General features: G+C 46.9%; 12 protein-coding genes. 8 read left to right on the top strand and 4 right to left on the bottom strand.

Annotation, left to right across the window (positions count from 1 at the left end; genetic code table 11):
* Nucleotides 1–7: 7 nt before the first annotated feature.
* Nucleotides 8–1,948, bottom strand: coding sequence for an AAA domain-containing protein (locus QZ331_RS06335; RefSeq protein ID WP_294629043.1), 1,941 nt, complete (start codon nt 1,946–1,948; stop codon nt 8–10).
* 136 nt (nt 1,949–2,084) lie between these two features.
* Between QZ331_RS06335 and QZ331_RS06330 the strand changes: the two genes are divergently transcribed.
* The 6 genes from QZ331_RS06330 to QZ331_RS06305 all read left to right on the top strand — a co-directional run bounded on the left by QZ331_RS06330 (nt 2,085) and on the right by QZ331_RS06305 (nt 12,042).
* The gene (locus QZ331_RS06330) at nt 2,085–4,328 is read left to right on the top strand and encodes an aconitate hydratase (RefSeq protein ID WP_294629095.1); all 2,244 of its coding nucleotides are present in this window, start codon (nt 2,085–2,087) and stop codon (nt 4,326–4,328) included.
* A gap of 2 nt (nt 4,329–4,330) precedes the next feature.
* The gene (gene icd, locus QZ331_RS06325; protein ID WP_294629041.1) at nt 4,331–5,521 is read left to right on the top strand and encodes an NADP-dependent isocitrate dehydrogenase; all 1,191 of its coding nucleotides are present in this window, start codon (nt 4,331–4,333) and stop codon (nt 5,519–5,521) included.
* A 21-nt stretch (nt 5,522–5,542) separates the two neighbouring features.
* On the top strand, nt 5,543–6,886 hold the full coding sequence (locus tag QZ331_RS06320) for a citrate/2-methylcitrate synthase (protein WP_294629039.1): 1,344 nt from the start codon (nt 5,543–5,545) through the stop codon (nt 6,884–6,886).
* A gap of 183 nt (nt 6,887–7,069) precedes the next feature.
* Nucleotides 7,070–9,484, top strand: coding sequence for a TonB-dependent receptor (locus QZ331_RS06315; RefSeq protein WP_294629037.1), 2,415 nt, complete (start codon nt 7,070–7,072; stop codon nt 9,482–9,484).
* 42 nt (nt 9,485–9,526) lie between these two features.
* Entirely contained in the window at nt 9,527–10,921 is a 1,395-nt protein-coding gene (locus QZ331_RS06310) for a DUF4374 domain-containing protein (RefSeq protein WP_294629035.1), read from the top strand.
* Between the two features lie 2 nt (nt 10,922–10,923).
* Nucleotides 10,924–12,042 (top strand): PepSY-associated TM helix domain-containing protein, encoded by a 1,119-nt coding sequence (locus QZ331_RS06305; protein ID WP_294629033.1) that lies wholly within the window; start codon nt 10,924–10,926, stop codon nt 12,040–12,042.
* A gap of 524 nt (nt 12,043–12,566) precedes the next feature.
* Here QZ331_RS06305 and pfkA read toward each other — a convergent pair.
* The 3 genes from pfkA to cmk form a co-directional block, all read right to left on the bottom strand.
* Nucleotides 12,567–13,547, bottom strand: coding sequence for a 6-phosphofructokinase (pfkA, locus tag QZ331_RS06300; RefSeq protein WP_294629032.1), 981 nt, complete (start codon nt 13,545–13,547; stop codon nt 12,567–12,569).
* Between the two features lie 101 nt (nt 13,548–13,648).
* On the bottom strand, nt 13,649–14,521 hold the full coding sequence (locus tag QZ331_RS06295; RefSeq protein WP_294629030.1) for a 4-hydroxy-3-methylbut-2-enyl diphosphate reductase: 873 nt from the start codon (nt 14,519–14,521) through the stop codon (nt 13,649–13,651).
* Between the two features lie 42 nt (nt 14,522–14,563).
* Nucleotides 14,564–15,337 (bottom strand): (d)CMP kinase, encoded by a 774-nt coding sequence (cmk, locus tag QZ331_RS06290; RefSeq protein ID WP_294629028.1) that lies wholly within the window; start codon nt 15,335–15,337, stop codon nt 14,564–14,566.
* Between the two features lie 132 nt (nt 15,338–15,469).
* Here cmk and QZ331_RS06285 point away from each other — a divergent pair, with 132 nt between their 5' ends.
* Entirely contained in the window at nt 15,470–16,153 is a 684-nt protein-coding gene (locus tag QZ331_RS06285; RefSeq protein ID WP_294629027.1) for an energy transducer TonB, read from the top strand.
* A 73-nt stretch (nt 16,154–16,226) separates the two neighbouring features.
* Nucleotides 16,227–17,201, top strand: coding sequence for a polyprenyl synthetase family protein (locus QZ331_RS06280; protein WP_294629026.1), 975 nt, complete (start codon nt 16,227–16,229; stop codon nt 17,199–17,201).
* Nucleotides 17,202–17,212: the final 11 nt, after the last annotated feature.

The raw sequence follows: 17,212 nt of genomic DNA, 5'->3' as shown, positions 1-17,212 counted from the left end.
CTTTTATTTAATAATCCTCCTTTTGGATGAACGACATCAGTTTCTTGTAAAAAGGATGTTTGGTCAGTGTAGCGGCGTCTCCAAGTATGACGAGTTTCATTCGTGCCCTGGTGATAGCCACATTCATTCTGCGCAGGTCATTCAGAAATCCTATCTGGCCGTTTTCGTTGGCACGGACAAGGCTGATGAAAACAACGTCCCGTTCCTGCCCTTGAAAACCGTCTACCGTATTCACGGTGATGAGGCTGCGGAAAGGACGCAGGAAACTGCTCCCTTTGATTTTGCTTCTCAGATATTGGACCTGTGCTTTGTAAGGTGAAATCAATCCGAAATCGATTCTTTCTTCCAATATCCGTTCTTTGCCGATTCGGCCGATGTATGTTTCCAATTCCTGCAAAAGCAGTTCTGCTTCCTGTTTGTTGATACGTCCGAAACTTTCGCCCACAAATTCTTCGTGGAAGTCCATTTCCGAAGTATCTATCCAGTTCATTGGCGTGTCGAAATCGAGTATTCCCCGATACCGTACCTCAGGAGCGGCTTCCAACTCACCGTGATAGAACCAGTCGGAAGGAAACTGCATGATGGATTCGTGCATTCTGTATTGCACTTTCAATAATGAGACGGCAGCCGGCTTTTTTTGAACTACCTTTTCCATCAATGTACGTTCCAGTCCTCCACGGGCGGCTTCTATACATTTGATGGTAGGCGGAAGCTGGCAATGGTCGCCGGCGAGGACTACCCGGTCTGCTTTGCGGATGGCAATCCAACAGGCGGCCTCGAGTGCTTGGGCGGTTTCGTCTATGAATAAGGTAGGAAATCGTCGTCCGTTGAGCAGGCGGTGGTTGCTGCTTACCAAAGTAGAAGCAATGACGCGGGCACTGTCGAAAAGCTCGGTATTGATGAGTATTTCCAGTTCCGTAGCACGGTCGCGCAGGCGGCTCATGCGGTTGCGCATTCCTTCCCGTTCGGTGTAACTTCCCCGGCGCATTCTTCCGCTCATTTCACGAATCGACTTACGGATGCTCCATAGTTCCGGATAAGCCGGATGATTTTCGAATCGTCGTTCGTAGGTGAAAGACAACATTTTGTCGTTTACCCGTGTCGGGTTCCCGATGCGGAGTACAGCCACTCCCCGGTCTACCAATTTCTCGCAAATCCAATCGACGGCGGTATTGCTTTGTGCACAGACAAGCACTTGCGGCTCCCGGTGCAAGGTTTCGTAAATGGCTTCGACAAGTGTTGTCGTCTTTCCGGTTCCCGGTGGTCCGTGTACAATGGAAACGTCGCGTGTGCAGAGCACCTTGTTGACAGCCGCTTCCTGCGTACTGTTCAGCCACGGGAAACGCATCGGATACAGTTCGCGGAATCTCGGTTTTTGTGTGCCGAGCAGGATGTCGCGAAGTTCTGCCAACCGGTTGCCTTTGGCACGGGCGACATCTTCCAATGCTTCAAACATCGTCCGGTAAGATGTTTCGTCAAAGTAAAGTTGTACGCCAAGCACGTCGTTGGTTTGCAGTTCTGCCAAAGTTCCCGCTCCGGGCAATACAACCACCATCCGCTCTTCATCCGCATAACTGACGGTAGCGGTGAAACTCATATACTTTATTTTCCCCTCAAGCGACTGATGGAAAAAGCAGACGGGACGTCCGAACTCGAAAGAGTGTTCTATTTCTTTATTTTCGGTACGGTTGATATCTATTACAAGTTGATTCAGGGAATTATAATAACTTCGGCCGGGAGAGACGGGATACCAGCACAAGCCCCGTTTTACTTTTCGGGCTACACCCATTGTTTCGGTTTGCCGTTTGAACTCCTCTTTCTCGTATTCGTACTCCATTCGTAGAAGGAGTTGTTGCCGTTGAATATCGGCTATCGGGCTTTTCGGATTATCATTCATAACAAATGCAAAGGTAACAAATCTTCTTTTCGGGTCGAAAAAATAGCTCATTTTGTTAAGAGCCTGTTTCAATTTTGTCCGGCACTCTTTGGAGAGTTCTTTGGAAAGAAAATTAAAACAGGCTCTAAACATTACTCGGATGGCATTCGTTCTTTTAATAGATGGATTAAATAAAATGAAAAGTGATATGGTATATGATGTAACTATGTTAGAGGCCTTCTACGCTGCCTATAAAGGAAAGCTGGAACACGTGCGGGCTGTATTGAAACGCCCTTTGACGCTGACTGAAAAAATCTTGTACACGCATCTTTATGAGACGACCGGTGTGAAGGAGTACAAGCGGGGAGAAGATTATGTAAATTTCCGCCCCGACCGGGTGGCGATGCAGGACGCTACTGCCCAAATGGCTCTGCTTCAATTTATGAATGCGGGCAAAGACCGGGTGGCAGTACCCTCTACGGTGCATTGTGACCATTTGATACAAGCCTATAAAGGTGCGAAGGAAGACATTGCCACGGCAAGAACGACCAACGAAGAAGTGTACGACTTCCTTCGTGACGTATCTTCCCGCTACGGTATCGGTTTTTGGAATCCCGGAGCTGGTATTATCCACCAGGTGGTACTTGAAAACTATGCATTCCCGGGTGGTATGATGGTAGGAACCGATTCTCATACTCCCAATGCGGGAGGTTTGGGTATGGTAGCTGTCGGTGTCGGCGGAGCGGATGCAGTAGATGTGATGACAGGTATGGAGTGGGAATTGAAGATACCCAGGATTATCGGTGTCCGTCTGACCGGAAAGTTGAACGGATGGGCTTCTCCGAAAGATGTTATTTTGAAACTTGCCGGTATGCTTACCGTGAAAGGCGGGACGAATGCCATTATCGAATATTTCGGTTCCGGAACCGAATCGCTTTCGGCAACCGGAAAAGCCACCATTTGTAATATGGGCGCCGAAGTAGGAGCTACGGCTTCGCTTTTCCCGTTTGACGAGCGCATGGTTACTTATTTGAAAGCTACCGGAAGAGAATGTGTTGCCGGGTTGGCAGAAGCCGTTGGCGCCGACCTTCGGGCAGACGAAGCAGTGATGGACGAACCTGCAAAATATTATGACCGTCTCATTGAAATCGACCTGTCGGAACTCGAGCCTTATATCAACGGCCCTTTCACTCCCGACGCCGCCACGCCTATCTCCAAATTTGCGGAGAAGGTATTGCTGAACGGCTATCCCCGCAAGATGGAAGTCGGGCTTATCGGTTCGTGCACCAACTCTTCTTACCAGGATTTGAGCCGTGCCGCTTCTTTGGCGAAGCAGGTGGTCGAAAAGAAGCTGAGTGTGGCTGCTCCGTTGATTGTGAATCCCGGTTCGGAACAGATTCGTGCCACTGCCGAAAGGGATGGAATGATTGGTGCTTTTAAACGGATTGGTGCTACCATCATGGCAAATGCCTGTGGTCCGTGTATCGGCCAGTGGAAACGTGAGACGGACAACCCGACGCGGAAGAACTCCATTGTCACCTCTTTCAACCGTAACTTCGCCAAGCGTGCCGACGGCAATCCGAATACTTATGCTTTTGTGGCTTCTCCCGAACTGACAATGGCGTTGACTATCGCGGGCGACCTGTGCTTCAATCCTTTGAAAGACAGATTGATGAACCAAAACGGTGAAAAGGTGAAACTGGCGGAACCAGTTGGAGAAGAACTGCCTTTGAATGGTTTTGCACAGGGAAACGAAGGATATATCGCTCCGCACGGAACGAAAACGGAAATCAGAGTAAATCCCGGTTCCCAACGTCTCCAACTACTGACTCCTTTCCCTGCCTGGGAAGGCAGAGACCTGCTGAATATACCGTTGTTAATCAAAGCCCGGGGCAAATGTACTACCGACCATATTTCTATGGCGGGTCCGTGGCTCCGCTTCCGTGGACATTTGGAGAATATTTCCGATAATATGCTGATGGGAGCCGTCAATGCTTTCAACGGAGCAACGAATAACGTTTGGAACCGTTTGACAAATACCTACGGAACGGTTTCCGGCACGGCGAAGATGTATAAATCGCAGGGAATTTCCTCTATCGTTGTTGCCGAAGAGAACTATGGGGAAGGCTCCAGCCGAGAACACGCCGCTATGGAACCGCGTTTCTTGAATGTCCGTGTGATTCTTTCCAAAAGTTTTGCCCGTATCCACGAAACGAATCTGAAAAAACAAGGGATGCTTGCTTTGACATTTGTCGATAAAGCCGATTACGACAAGATTCGTGAGCGTGATGTTTTTTCTGTTCTTGGCTTGGTGCACTTTGCTCCGCAGCGGAACCTGACCGTTGTTCTTCATCACGACGACGGGACGAAAGAGAGTTTTGAAGTACAACATACATACAATGAACAGCAGATTGCCTGGTTTCGTGCCGGCTCTGCCTTAAATGCCAGATAAGGATGAATAAGATTACAATGAAAGCGGACGGTACGTTGTTAGTGCCCGATGTGCCTACTATACCTTATATTATAGGAGACGGAGTGGGAGCCGAAGTGACTCCTTCCATGCAGGCTGTGGTAAATGCAGCCGTCAGGAAAGCCTATGGTGGCAAACGCCGTATCGAATGGAAAGAAGTGTTGGCGGGCGAACGTGCCTTTGCAGAGACAGGTTCGTGGTTGCCGGACGAAACGATGAAAGCTTTTCGGGAATACCTGATAGGAATCAAGGGGCCGTTGACAACTCCTGTCGGGAGTGGTATCCGTTCGTTGAATGTGGCGTTGCGGCAGACGCTCGATTTATATGTCTGTCTGCGTCCCGTCCGTTGGTATCGGGGAGTGCAGTCGCCGTTGAAAGCACCCGAAAAAGTGAATATGTGCGTGTTTCGTGAAAATACGGAAGATATTTATGCCGGTATCGAATGGGAGGCTGGAACTCCGGAAGCGGAGAAGTTCTACAAATTTCTGAAAGACGGAATGGGAGTGACCGAAGTCCGTTTTCCGGAAACCTCCTCTTTCGGTGTGAAACCCGTATCGAAGGAGGGTACGGAACGTCTTGTACGGGCTGCCTGCCAGTATGCGCTCCACCATCATCTGCCTTCTGTAACATTGGTACACAAAGGAAATATCATGAAGTTTACCGAAGGTAGTTTCAAGAAATGGGGATATGAACTGGCGCAGCGAGAATTTGGCGATGCCCTGACAGATGGAAGACTGGTGATAAAAGATTGCATAGCCGATGCTTTCTTGCAAAACACGCTTCTGATGCCTGAAAAATACTCCGTGATAGCAACGCTGAACCTGAACGGTGACTATGTTTCCGACCAATTGGCAGCTATGGTAGGAGGTATCGGTATCGCTCCGGGAGCTAATATCAACTACCATACCGGGTATGCCATCTTTGAAGCTACTCACGGAACTGCCCCGGACATTGCCGGAAAAGATGTGGCGAACCCTTGTTCCATTATACTTTCGGCAGTGATGATGCTCGAATATTTGGGATGGAAAGAACCGGCAACTCTGATTGAAAAATCTTTGGAACAAAGTTTCCTGGAGGCTTGTGCCACACACGACCTGGCTCGCTTTATGCCAAATGGAACCCCTCTCCCGACTTCCGTGTTTACACGCGAAATAGTGGAACGAATAGAAAAGTAATGAATAAAAAAAGAAGAAACCATGAAGAAAGAATATGTGATTTACAAACTTTCCGAAGAGATGAAGGAAGCTACCCGGATGGATAATGAGCTCTTCTCCAAGTTTGATGTGAAACGCGGGTTGCGTAACGAAGACGGTACGGGAGTTTTGGTAGGCCTGACTAAAATCGGCAATGTGGTAGGCTACGAACGCATCCCGGGTGGTGGACTGAAGCCCATACCGGGCAAACTGTTTTATCGTGGCTATGATGTGGAAGATATTTCTCATGCCATTATTAAAGAGAAACGTTTCGGCTTTGAAGAGGTGGCCTACCTGTTGCTTTCTGGTCGTCTGCCCGATAAAGAAGAGTTGCTCTCTTTCTGCGAACTGATTAACGACAATATGCCGTTGGAGCAGAAGACGAAAATGAATATTATCGAACTGGAAGGCAATAACATCATGAATATTCTTTCGCGCAGCGTACTTGAGATGTATCGTTTTGATGCGAATGCGGATGATACCTCACGCGACAATCTGATGCGTCAGAGCATTGAGCTTATTTCAAAGTTCCCGACCATCATTGCCTATGCCTACAATATGCTTCGGCACGCCACCTTCGGACGTTCTCTGCATATCCGTCATCCGCAGGAAAAGTTATCCATTGCCGAAAACTTCCTGTATATGCTGAAGAAGGATTATACTCAACTGGAAGCCCGTACCCTCGACCTGCTGTTGATTCTTCAGGCAGAGCATGGCGGTGGTAATAACTCTACCTTTACCGTCCGCGTCACTTCTTCTACTGGGACGGATACTTATTCGGCCATTGCCGCAGGTATCGGTTCGCTGAAAGGTCCGCTCCACGGCGGTGCCAATATTCAGGTGGCCGATATGTTCCGTCATTTGAAAGAAAATATCGAAGACTGGACCAGTGTAGATGAGATAGATACGTACTTCACCCGTATGCTCAACAAAGAGGTGTATAACAAGACCGGATTAATCTACGGTATCGGTCACGCTGTTTATACCATTTCCGATCCTCGTGCAATCTTATTGAAAGAGCTTGCCTGCGAACTTGCCCGAGAGAAAGGCAGAGAGCGTGAGTTTGCTTTTCTCGAACTGTTGGAAGAACGTGCCATCGCCACTTTCGGGCGCATCAAGAACAACGGAAAGACGGTTTCCAGTAACATCGACTTCTACTCCGGCTTTGTCTACGAGATGATTGGGTTGCCGCAGGAGATTTTCACCCCTTTGTTTGCAATGGCGCGCATTGTGGGTTGGTGTGCACACCGCAATGAAGAGCTGACTTTCGATGGTAAGCGCATCATTCGTCCTGCTTATAAAAACGTTCTTGAAGATGTGGCTTATATTCCGATAAAGAAGCGTTGATAAAGATAAATCTGAATGTCAGTTTGTATTGGAAATACTCATATTTAGGTATTGTCTATATTCATACGTTTTGGTTCTGCTGTCTTGTTTTTACCGATAGATAGGGATTGTTTCGCACTTCCGTTTCTGCGTACCTTTGCATCGCTTTTTAAAGATTGAAAAAAGGTATAAAGTAAAAAGAAGATGATTCATAAATGTTTTTTTGTTTTTCTGACATTCTTGTTCTCCGTACCAGTCTGTTCACAAACAAGTCGTCATCATACCGGTATGATTTCGGGCAGGGTAATGTCTGTGGAGAAGGAAGCGGTGGATTTTGCGACCGTCTGTCTGAAAGGGACGAGTCATGGTAGCTATACGGATGAAAAAGGAATTTATCATCTGAAAGCGGCGGAAGGTGAATATACACTTGTCGTTTCGGCTGTCGGCTATCAGACTGTGGAGAAGAAGATTGAACTGTTCGGAGGGAAAGAGATAAAAGTCGATGTCACCATTGCGCCCGAAGTGAAAGAGCTGGCAGAGGTAGTGGTGACCACTTCCGGAGTCGGACGGGTGAATAAGTCGGCTTTCAATGCAGTGGCGGTTGATGCGAAGAAATTGCATAACAGTACGCAGACGTTGGCTGGTGCGCTGACGAAGGTGCCGGGAGTGAAACTTCGTGAAAGCGGGGGAGTAGGTTCCGATATGCAACTGTATATCGACGGTTTTAGCGGGAGACATATAAAGATTTTCATCGATGGCATACCTCAGGACAAAGCCGGAACCGCGTTCGATTTGAACAATATACCTATCGACTATGCAAACCGTATTGAGGTATATAAAGGAGTGGTTCCGGTTGGATTCGGTACGGATGCTATCGGTGGCGTGGTTAATATCGTCACCAACAGGCAGTCCGGAAAGTGGTTTATGGATGCTTCCTACTCTTACGGTTCATTCAATACTCATAAGTCATCTGTGCGTTTCGGGCAGACATTCAAGAATGGTTTCATGTATGAGGTAAACGCTTTTCAGAACTTCTCGGACAATGATTACTATGTAGATACTTATGTACGCGATTTTGAAATCAAAGAGGATGGAAGTGTACGTTTTCCCCCGCTCGACAAAAGTAAGATTTATCGTTTGAAACGCTTCAACGACCAATATCACAACGAAGCGGTGATTGGAAAAATCGGGGTGACAGGAAAGAAGTGGGCAGACAGATTGGCTTTGAATTTCAATTATTCCCGTTTCTGCAAAGAGATACAAACCGGGGTTTATCAAGATGTCGTGTTCGGCGAGAAGTTCCGCCGGGGATATTCATGGGTTCCTTCGTTGGAATACTATAAGAAGAACCTGTTTGTGAAGAATCTGGATTTGCAGCTCACGGCCGATTATAACCACAACTTCACCAATCATGTCGATACCGCTTCGAGGGCCTACAACTGGCGTGGCGAGTTTTACGAGAGAGAAAGTCGGGGAGAGCAGTCTTACCAGAATAGCGAATCTGAAAACAAGAACTGGAACGGAACGTTGAAAATGAACTATCACATCGGAGAGGTGCATACATTTACCTTCAGTCATGTAGTAAGTGATTTTGAGCGGACAAGCCGTTCTGTCATCGGTGCCTCGTTCCAATTGACCGATTTTACTATTCCTAAAATTACCCGGAAGAATGTCAGTGGTCTTTCCTATCGCCTCATGCCGTCGGATAAATGGAACCTTTCGGCTTTTGCCAAGCACTACCGGCAATACAACAGAGGGCCGGTGTCGCAGAATGCGGATGGGATAGGCAATTATGTGAATGCATCCAATGCGGTAAGCGCTTTCGGATACGGTGCTGCGGGCACATATTTCTTGTGGAACGGTTTTCAGTTGAAACTTTCTTATGAGAAGGCGTTCCGGCTTCCCACGACAGACGAACTGTTTGGCGATGAAGACTTGGAAGCCGGCAAGGTAAATCTGAAACCGGAGAAAAGTGACAACCTGAATCTCAGTCTCAGCTATAATCGCCAATTCGGCCGACACGGAGTATATGCCGAAGCAGGCTTGATATATCGGGATACGAAAGATTACATCAAAAGAGGATTGGATGTATTCGGGGGAACGAGTTACGGATACTATGAGAATCACGGTCATGTGAAGACTAAAGGATATAATTTGTCATTGCTTTACAGTTTCTCGCACTGGTTCGATGTAGGCGGCACGTTCAATAGTGTCGACACCCGCGATAATGAAAAATATTTGGCGGGCGCCTCTTTGCAGGAAAGTATGCATTATAAGGTGCGTATGCCCAATCTCCCTTATCGCTACGCCAATATAAATGCCGATTTCCATTGGAATGACCTGTTTGCAAAGGGGAATATGCTGACGATAGGTTACGATAGCTATTGGCAACATGAATTTCCTCTTTACTGGGAGAACATTGGCGACAAAGATTCGAAAAACAGAGTTCCCGAACAGTTTTCTCATAATCTGTCTTTGGCCTATAGCATACGGAACGGGCGCTACAACCTATCGTTTGAGTGCCGGAATTTCACAGACGCCCGCTTGTTTGACAATTTCAGTCTGCAAAAGGCGGGACGTGCATTTTACGGGAAGTTCAGAGTCGTGTTTGGAAAATAGTGCAGTTAAGTATTCAATATAAACCAATAAGAGAGAAATAAGATGGAAAAAAAGTTTTTGCAACGCGCTTTTACCGCAGCGTTGTGTTTGAGCGGCAGTATGTTTGCTGCATCTTGCGATGGGGCCGATGTGCCGGCAAATACCTCTTCGGACAACGGAAAAACAGCTTATGTAGTAGCTGCTACAGTAGGCGAGACCAGCTATTTGCTGACAGCCAACTCGCTCGACGAAGGAACGGTTTCGACCGAAGGCAACGGAACCGAAGTGATTGGAGGTACCTATTGGGTATATAAAGGTTTGGATTATGTATTTGCTCTTGTCTATAATAAAGGCGGTGCAGGTACGGGAGCGTCCTACTATTTGGGCACCGACGGCAAAATGAAAGAGCGCTATACCTATACGTACAATCGTATTACATCCTACGGGACATGGAGAGACAAAGTGGTGACTGTCTCCACTGGAGATTCAAAGCTGGTGGATGATGAACAGAATATAGCCCAAGCATTACTGTTCAATTATTTGGATGCAACCGACGGTTCGCAAGAAGAGGGTACTCTGATTGCCGAAAATTTTTTGGGTAATGGTGAAAAAGTAACATGGGCAGGACTGGTAGAAGCCAACAACCGGATTTACACCTCAGTCATTCCGATGGGAATGAGTCGATACAGTCTCAGGCAATGGCCCGATAAGGTGACCGACAGCGAACTTATCACCAAAACCGACGGCGGTAGCGGCAGCAGTGCCTATACGGCAGGCGTCATTCCTTCCACGCAATATCCGGACAATGCTTATGTGGCAATTTACAATGGCGCCGATTTCAACGAGCCCCCCGTGATTGCTACGACAGATAAAATAGGTTATGCGTGTGGTCGTATGCGTTCGCAATACTACCAGACTATTTGGGCTGCCGATAATGGCGATGTGTATCTTTTTTCTTCTGGCTACGGACGCACGGCCGTTTCTTCCGGCGATTTGAAGAAGGTGACAGGGAAGAATCCATCGGGCGTTGTGCGTATCAAAGCCGGTGAAACGGATTTCGACCCCGATTATTATGTAAACTTTGAAGAGACGGGAACGGGACATCCTGTTTTCCGTTGCTGGCCTATTTCCGGCGATTACTTCCTGCTTCAACTATATAGAAAAGGAGTGGACGATATGATTAACGGCGGTAAGAATGCGGATGTCAGCGAACTGGCTGTCTTTAAGGCGGAAGATAAAACGATTATTCCTGTCACTGGCCTGCCTGCCGACGGAAAGTTCGGCGGCGAGCCTTACGGAGAGAACGGTTATGCGTATATGGCTGTCAGTGTGACTACCGGAGAGAAACCTGCCTTCTATAAAATCGACACAAGGACAGGAAAGGCAGTCAAAGGGCTGACGGTAGAGGCCGATGCTATCACTACAGTAGGTAAAATGAAACCTCTTTTGAAGCAATAACCATGAGAAAAGTATTTAAAAAGATACATTTGTGGCTTTCCATCCCTTTCGGAGTGATAATCACCCTTATCTGTTTCTCCGGCGCTATGCTGGTGTTCGAGAATGAAGTGTACGAACTCTCTCGCCGCCATCTTTATTATGTGGAAACAGTAGGAGAGAGACCGCTTCCGGTCGGGCAGTTGCTCGAAAAAGTAGCAGCTACGCTGCCCGACAGTGTAACCGTGGCCAGTGTTCATATTTCTTCCGATGCTCGACGTGCCTATCAGATTATCCTTTCCAAACCACGTCATGCGTCTGTATATGTAGACCAGTATACGGGTGAAGTAAAAGGAAAGAGCGGGCGCAACGGCTTTTTCATGTATATGTTCCGGATGCACCGTTGGTTGCTCGACAGCGCGCCCCCCGGCAACGGAGGAGTGTTTTGGGGAAAGATGATTGTGGGGCTCAGCACCCTGATGTTTGTCTTTGTGTTGATTTCGGGAGTTTTCGTTTGGTGGCCGCGTACGCGCCGTGCATTGAAAAACAGTCTGAAAATATCGGCGGCAAAAGGGTGGAGACGATTTTGGTACGACCTGCACGTGGCAGGTGGAATGTATGCTCTGCTCTTTCTTTTGGCCATGTCGTTGACGGGATTGACGTGGTCTTTCCTCTGGTATCGGACTGCCTTTTATAAAGTGTTCGGTGCAGAAGTGCGTCAGCCTGCACATACTCGGGAACGCGGAGCGTATCCGCAGAATCCCACCACCCGTAAGGATACGCAAGCGGTCGCTTCGCCTTTCGCCCATTGGCAGGAAGTCTACGATAAACTTCGCCTTCAGAATCCGGAGTACAAGCAAATCAGCATATCTTCCGGCACGGCAAGCGTCTCTTTCGACCGTTTCGGCAACCGGCGTGCATCCGACCGTTATTCGTTCCGTACGGACAACGGTGAGTTCACGGACATAAGTCTTTATCAGTACCAGGACAAGTCGGCGAAGATTCGCGGCTGGATTTACTCCATACACGTCGGCAACTGGGGTGGAATGCCTACTCGGATTCTTGCTTTTATCGCCGCTTTGATAGGTGCCGCATTGCCCTTGACCGGTTATTACCTGTGGATAAAGAAGCGGATGCGCGGTTAGTTCCTACGGACATTCGGCCGGCTGAGAAGAACAACTGCATTTTAGCGATTGTCGTTATGTTCAAAGAGCTCAAACTTACGGTGATAAAGTTGCTACAACCCAATAACCAACTTCTCAGTGGTTACATATAAAGTCCCGTTCGATTGTTCATAATCTATAAACGCAACCTTCGTTTATAAAAACGAAGCCTTCATTTTTATAAACGAAGGTTTCATTTATAAAAACGAAACTTGCATTTATAGTTTGTAATTGATGAAAAGAAAGATGGTTGATACGCTCCGACAAGTTTGTCTATGATAAGGAACAACTTTATTGTTAGTCGATTGCGCGAAAGATAACGGTAGAGTGGAGTGCGATTGCCGCACGGTTACTCTGCCTGACGTAAGTTTGGTATGAAAACTGCTTTGTTCCGCCAAGATAAAATAATAGGTGAATACACCATATCATATCATGAATGTGTATTCACCTATTGTTTCGTTTGGGCGGGTGCTCTTTACAAAAGGAGCAGCATGGAGTTGCGGTTGTTAGATTGAAAGTGCTTTCAGTACATTTACCAATTCTTTCTTCACCGGCTTGTCGTTTTTGATAGCTTTGCTGAACGGTACATAAACGATTTCATCATGGTCAATGCCAATCATGACGTTGCGTTGGTCTTCCATAATAGCATCGATGGCTGCTGCGCCTAAGCGGCTTGCCAGAATACGGTCGTGGGCGGTAGGACTTCCTCCACGCTGCAAGTGTCCGAGGATGGTCACACGTACGTCGTATTGAGGATATTCGTTCTTGACACGTTCCGCATAATGCATGGCACCGCCTGTCAGTTCGCTTTCGGCTACCAACACGATGCTGCTGTTCTTTGATTTGCGGAATCCGTTCTTGATGAATTCTTCCAGTTGGTCGACTTCGGTGTTGAACTCAGGGATGATGGCTGCTTCGGCACCCGAAGCAATCGCTCCGTTCAGCGCAAGAAAACCTGCATCGCGTCCCATTACTTCCACAAAGAACAGGCGCTCGTGCGAAGTGGCTGTGTCGCGAATTTTATCCACTGCATCCAGAATTGTGTTCAGTGCGGTGTCGTAACCGATGGTCGTATCTGTTCCGTAAAGGTCGTTGTCAATCGTTCCCGGCAGTCCGATGCAGGGGATATCGAATTCCTGCGCGAAGACGCGGGCGCCTGTCAACGAGCCGTCGCCGCCGATAACAACCAGGGCGTCGATACCCTCTTTCTTCATGTTGTCGTAGGCAAGTTGCCGTCCTTCGGGAGTGGTGAACTCCTTGCAACGGGCGGTTTTCAGAATAGTACCGCCCAACTGGATGATGTTACTTACGTTCTGGCTTTTGAATTCTTTGATTTCACCCGTCACCAGGCCTTTGTATCCTCTATATATACCTTTCACTTGTAGTCCGTTGTAGATGGCTGCACGTGTCACGGCACGTATGGCAGCGTTCATTCCCGGAGCATCACCTCCGGAAGTCAGAATTCCGATACACTTTACTGTTCCCATATCCAATCTTTTCATTAATTAGTTTGATGCGACAAATGTACGATAAAAACTTCAAAGAGCTGCGTAATGCTTTCTTTTTATTCTTAATCTGTTGCTTGCTGTCACTCCTTATTTATCAGCGTTTGAATCTGGCTGTACACCTTTTCCATCAGCCATTTGGGAGTTGACGTAGCCCCGCATACACCAATTGACAGTACGTTTCGGAGCAAAGAAGCGTCTATCTCCTTTTCGTTGTCTATCAAGTGTGAGTTCGGATTTACTTTCAGGCACTCCTCAAACAGCATCTTTCCGTTCGAGCTTTTCTTCCCGCTGACGAAGAATATCAGGTCGTGCGCAGCCGCAAACTCCCTGAGCTTGGGCATACGGTTGGCAACTTGGCGGCAAATCGTGTCGTAATACTTGAAAGTCGCACTCGGCGAAATATGCTTTTTGATATATTCCACAATCTCCTGGAATTCGTCGAGCGATTTCGTTGTCTGCGAGAAAAGCCGGATGTTCTTGCTTAAATCCAGTTTCTTCGCTTCCTCTGCTTTTTCGATGACAATCGCTTTGCCGTCTGTCTGCCCCACCAGCCCGAGCACTTCGGCATGGCCGTTTTTTCCGTATATGACAATTTGCGTCTCTTGGTTTTTGTCTTGCAGAAACTCTTGCTTGATGCGCTTCTGCAAACGCAGTACTACGGGGCAGGTAGCATCGATAATCTCGATATTATTTTTGCGGGCAATCATATACGTTTCCGGAGGTTCCCCGTGTGCTCTGAGCAGCACCTTTGCATTCCGTAGCTGCTCGAATTCCTCGTGGTTAATGGTGATTAATCCCATCGCTTTCAGTCTGTCCACTTCACGGCTGTTGTGTACAATATCTCCCAGGCAATAAAGCGTTTCTCCTTTTGCCAGTTCCTCTTCTGCTTTATGAATGGCGGTCACTACCCCAAAACAGAAACCAGAGCCTTCGTCTATTTCTACCTTAATCATAACAGAAAACTGCTTATATCATGCGTCATACAGAACGGAAAGCTATTTGCTTACTTTATTGAATAGCTCGGACAGCCACTTCTTCTGCTGTTCGATGGTCAAATCTGTGTTGTCCAACAGGATTGCGTCTTCGGCTTTGCGCAACGGACTTACTTCACGGTTCTGGTCGATATAGTCCCGTTGCTTCACGTTCTCCAGTATTTCATCGAAACTGGCTTCCTGTCCTTTTGCTTTCAATTCGTCATAGCGGCGCTGGGCACGGACTTCCGGTGTGGCGGTTACGAATATTTTCAATTCGGCTTCTGGAAAAACTGTGGTTCCGATGTCTCTGCCGTCCATCACGATTCCTTTCTCCTTTCCCATTGCCTGCTGTTGGGCTACCATTGCTTCGCGCACAAAGTCGAGCGCACTGATAAGGCTCACCTTAGACGATACTTCCATTGTACGGATTTTGTTTTCTACATTCCTGTCGTTGAGGTAAGTGTCCGGACGTCCCGTCTCAGGATTCAGACGGAAGGAAATATGAATATTCCTGATTTCGTTTTTCAGTTTTTCCGCGTCTATGACATCGCCGTCGAAAATCCCGTTCTCCATACTATATAAGGTGACCGCACGGTACATGGCTCCGCTGTCAATGTAAATGTATCCTACTTCACGGGCGAGCTCTTTGGCCATAGTACTTTTCCCGCAAGAGGAAAAACCGTCGACTGCTATTACTATCTTTTTCATATTCAGTTCATTTAAATTGTGTGCCAAAGATACGCTTATTTTGAAAATAGACCGAACGTTCCGTCTAAAAAAGAGTGGAATAAGCATGAAAGGATTAAAAAAACTAAAAAGCAAGATAAAAAAAGAAGAAGAAATGAGCTGTTAACCGAAAATGCGCTATATTTGCCCAAAGACACGTGAAAAGACACTTTTTTATTAATCATTATATTAATTATTTTTATGGAAGTTAAAAAATCACCGAAAGCGGACTTGGAAGGCAAGAAGTCTACATGGCTGCTCGTTGGTTACGTGGTGGTATTGGCTTTCATGTTCGTAGCGTTCGAATGGACTCAGCGTGACGTGAAAATTGATACAAGCCAGGCAGTAGCTGACGTTGTGTTTGAAGAGGAAATTATTCCTATTACCGAAACCCCTGAACAAGCGACTCCGCCGCCGCCCGAAGCTCCGAAAGTAGCAGAATTGCTGGAAATTGTGGACGACAAAGCGGATATTGAGGAAACAACAACCATTATCAACGAAGATAATGTTGCTCCGGTAGAAGTAAAATACGTGCCTGTGCAGGTTGTTGAAGAAGAGCCGGAAGAACAGACAATTTTCGAAGTTGTAGAAAATATGCCGGAATTTGACGGTGGACAGTCAGCTTTGATGCAATATTTGGCTAAGAATATCAAATATCCGACTATCGCACAGGAAAACGGAACTCAAGGACGTGTTATCGTACAGTTCGTTGTCAACAAAGACGGTAGTATTGTAGACGCGAAAGTTGTACGTAGCGTTGACCCGTATCTGGATAAAGAAGCTCTCCGTGTGATAAATGCCATGCCGAAGTGGAAACCGGGTATGCAGCGCGGTAAACCGGTGCGTGTTAAATTTACAGTGCCCGTAATGTTCAGATTGCAGTAATTTGTAATACTATAATTTGAGAGGCTGCCACAAGCAGCCTCTTTTTTTCATTCATTAATATTTTTCATCCATCATGTTCACAGCTTCTCAATTACTTGATAAAATAAATAATCATATTTCAGAAATACAGTTTACTCGGACGCCGGAAGGGCTTTATGAACCGATTGAGTATATCCTTTCTTTAGGGGGGAAGCGGATACGTCCCGTATTGATGCTGATGGCCTATAACTTGTATCGTGAAGATGTAGCCTCTATCTATGATCCAGCTGTAGCTATCGAAGTATATCATAACCATACGTTGCTGCATGATGATTTGATGGACCGTTCGGATATGCGTAGGGGAAAACCGACCGTGCACAAAGTATGGAACGATAACGCTGCCGTACTGTCGGGAGACGCTATGCTGATTTTAGCATTCCGATACATGACAGCGTGTCCAATGGAACATTTGAAAGAGGTGATGGAACTGTTCGGGCTGACTACACTCGAAATATGTGAAGGACAGCAGTTGGATATGGAGTTTGAGTCCCGTTGTGATGTCACCGAGGATGAATATATTGAAATGATTCGATTGAAAACGGCTGTGTTGCTGGCAGGCAGCCTCAAAATCGGTGCTATCCTGGCGGGAGCGACTGCCGAAGATGCCGATAATCTATATAATTTTGGTATGCAGATCGGAATTGCATTCCAGTTGCAGGATGATTTGTTAGACGTCTATGGTGACCCGGAAGTGTTCGGTAAGAAAATAGGCGGTGATATTCTTTGCAACAAAAAAACGTATATGCTTATCAATGCGTTGAACCGTGCGGATGTAAAGCAGAAAGAAGAATTGGAACGTTGGCTGAACGCCGAAACTTATCAGCCTGCTGAAAAGATAGCAGCAGTGACGGAATTGTATAATCAACTGCATATTCGTAACATCTGCGAAAACAAGATGCGCGAATATTATACGCTTGCTATGGAGAGCCTTTCGGCAGTGGCAGTGGCGGAGGAGAGAAAAAAAGAATTGAAGAACTTGGTGAAACTGCTGATGTATCGTGAAATGTAGTTAAGTTTTTA

The organism is uncultured Bacteroides sp. (genome assembly GCF_910586915.1).
Lineage (GTDB): Bacteria > Bacteroidota > Bacteroidia > Bacteroidales > Bacteroidaceae > Bacteroides.
The sequence above is the reverse complement of the archived record's forward strand: the minus strand, read 5'-3'. Positions and strand labels throughout refer to the sequence as shown.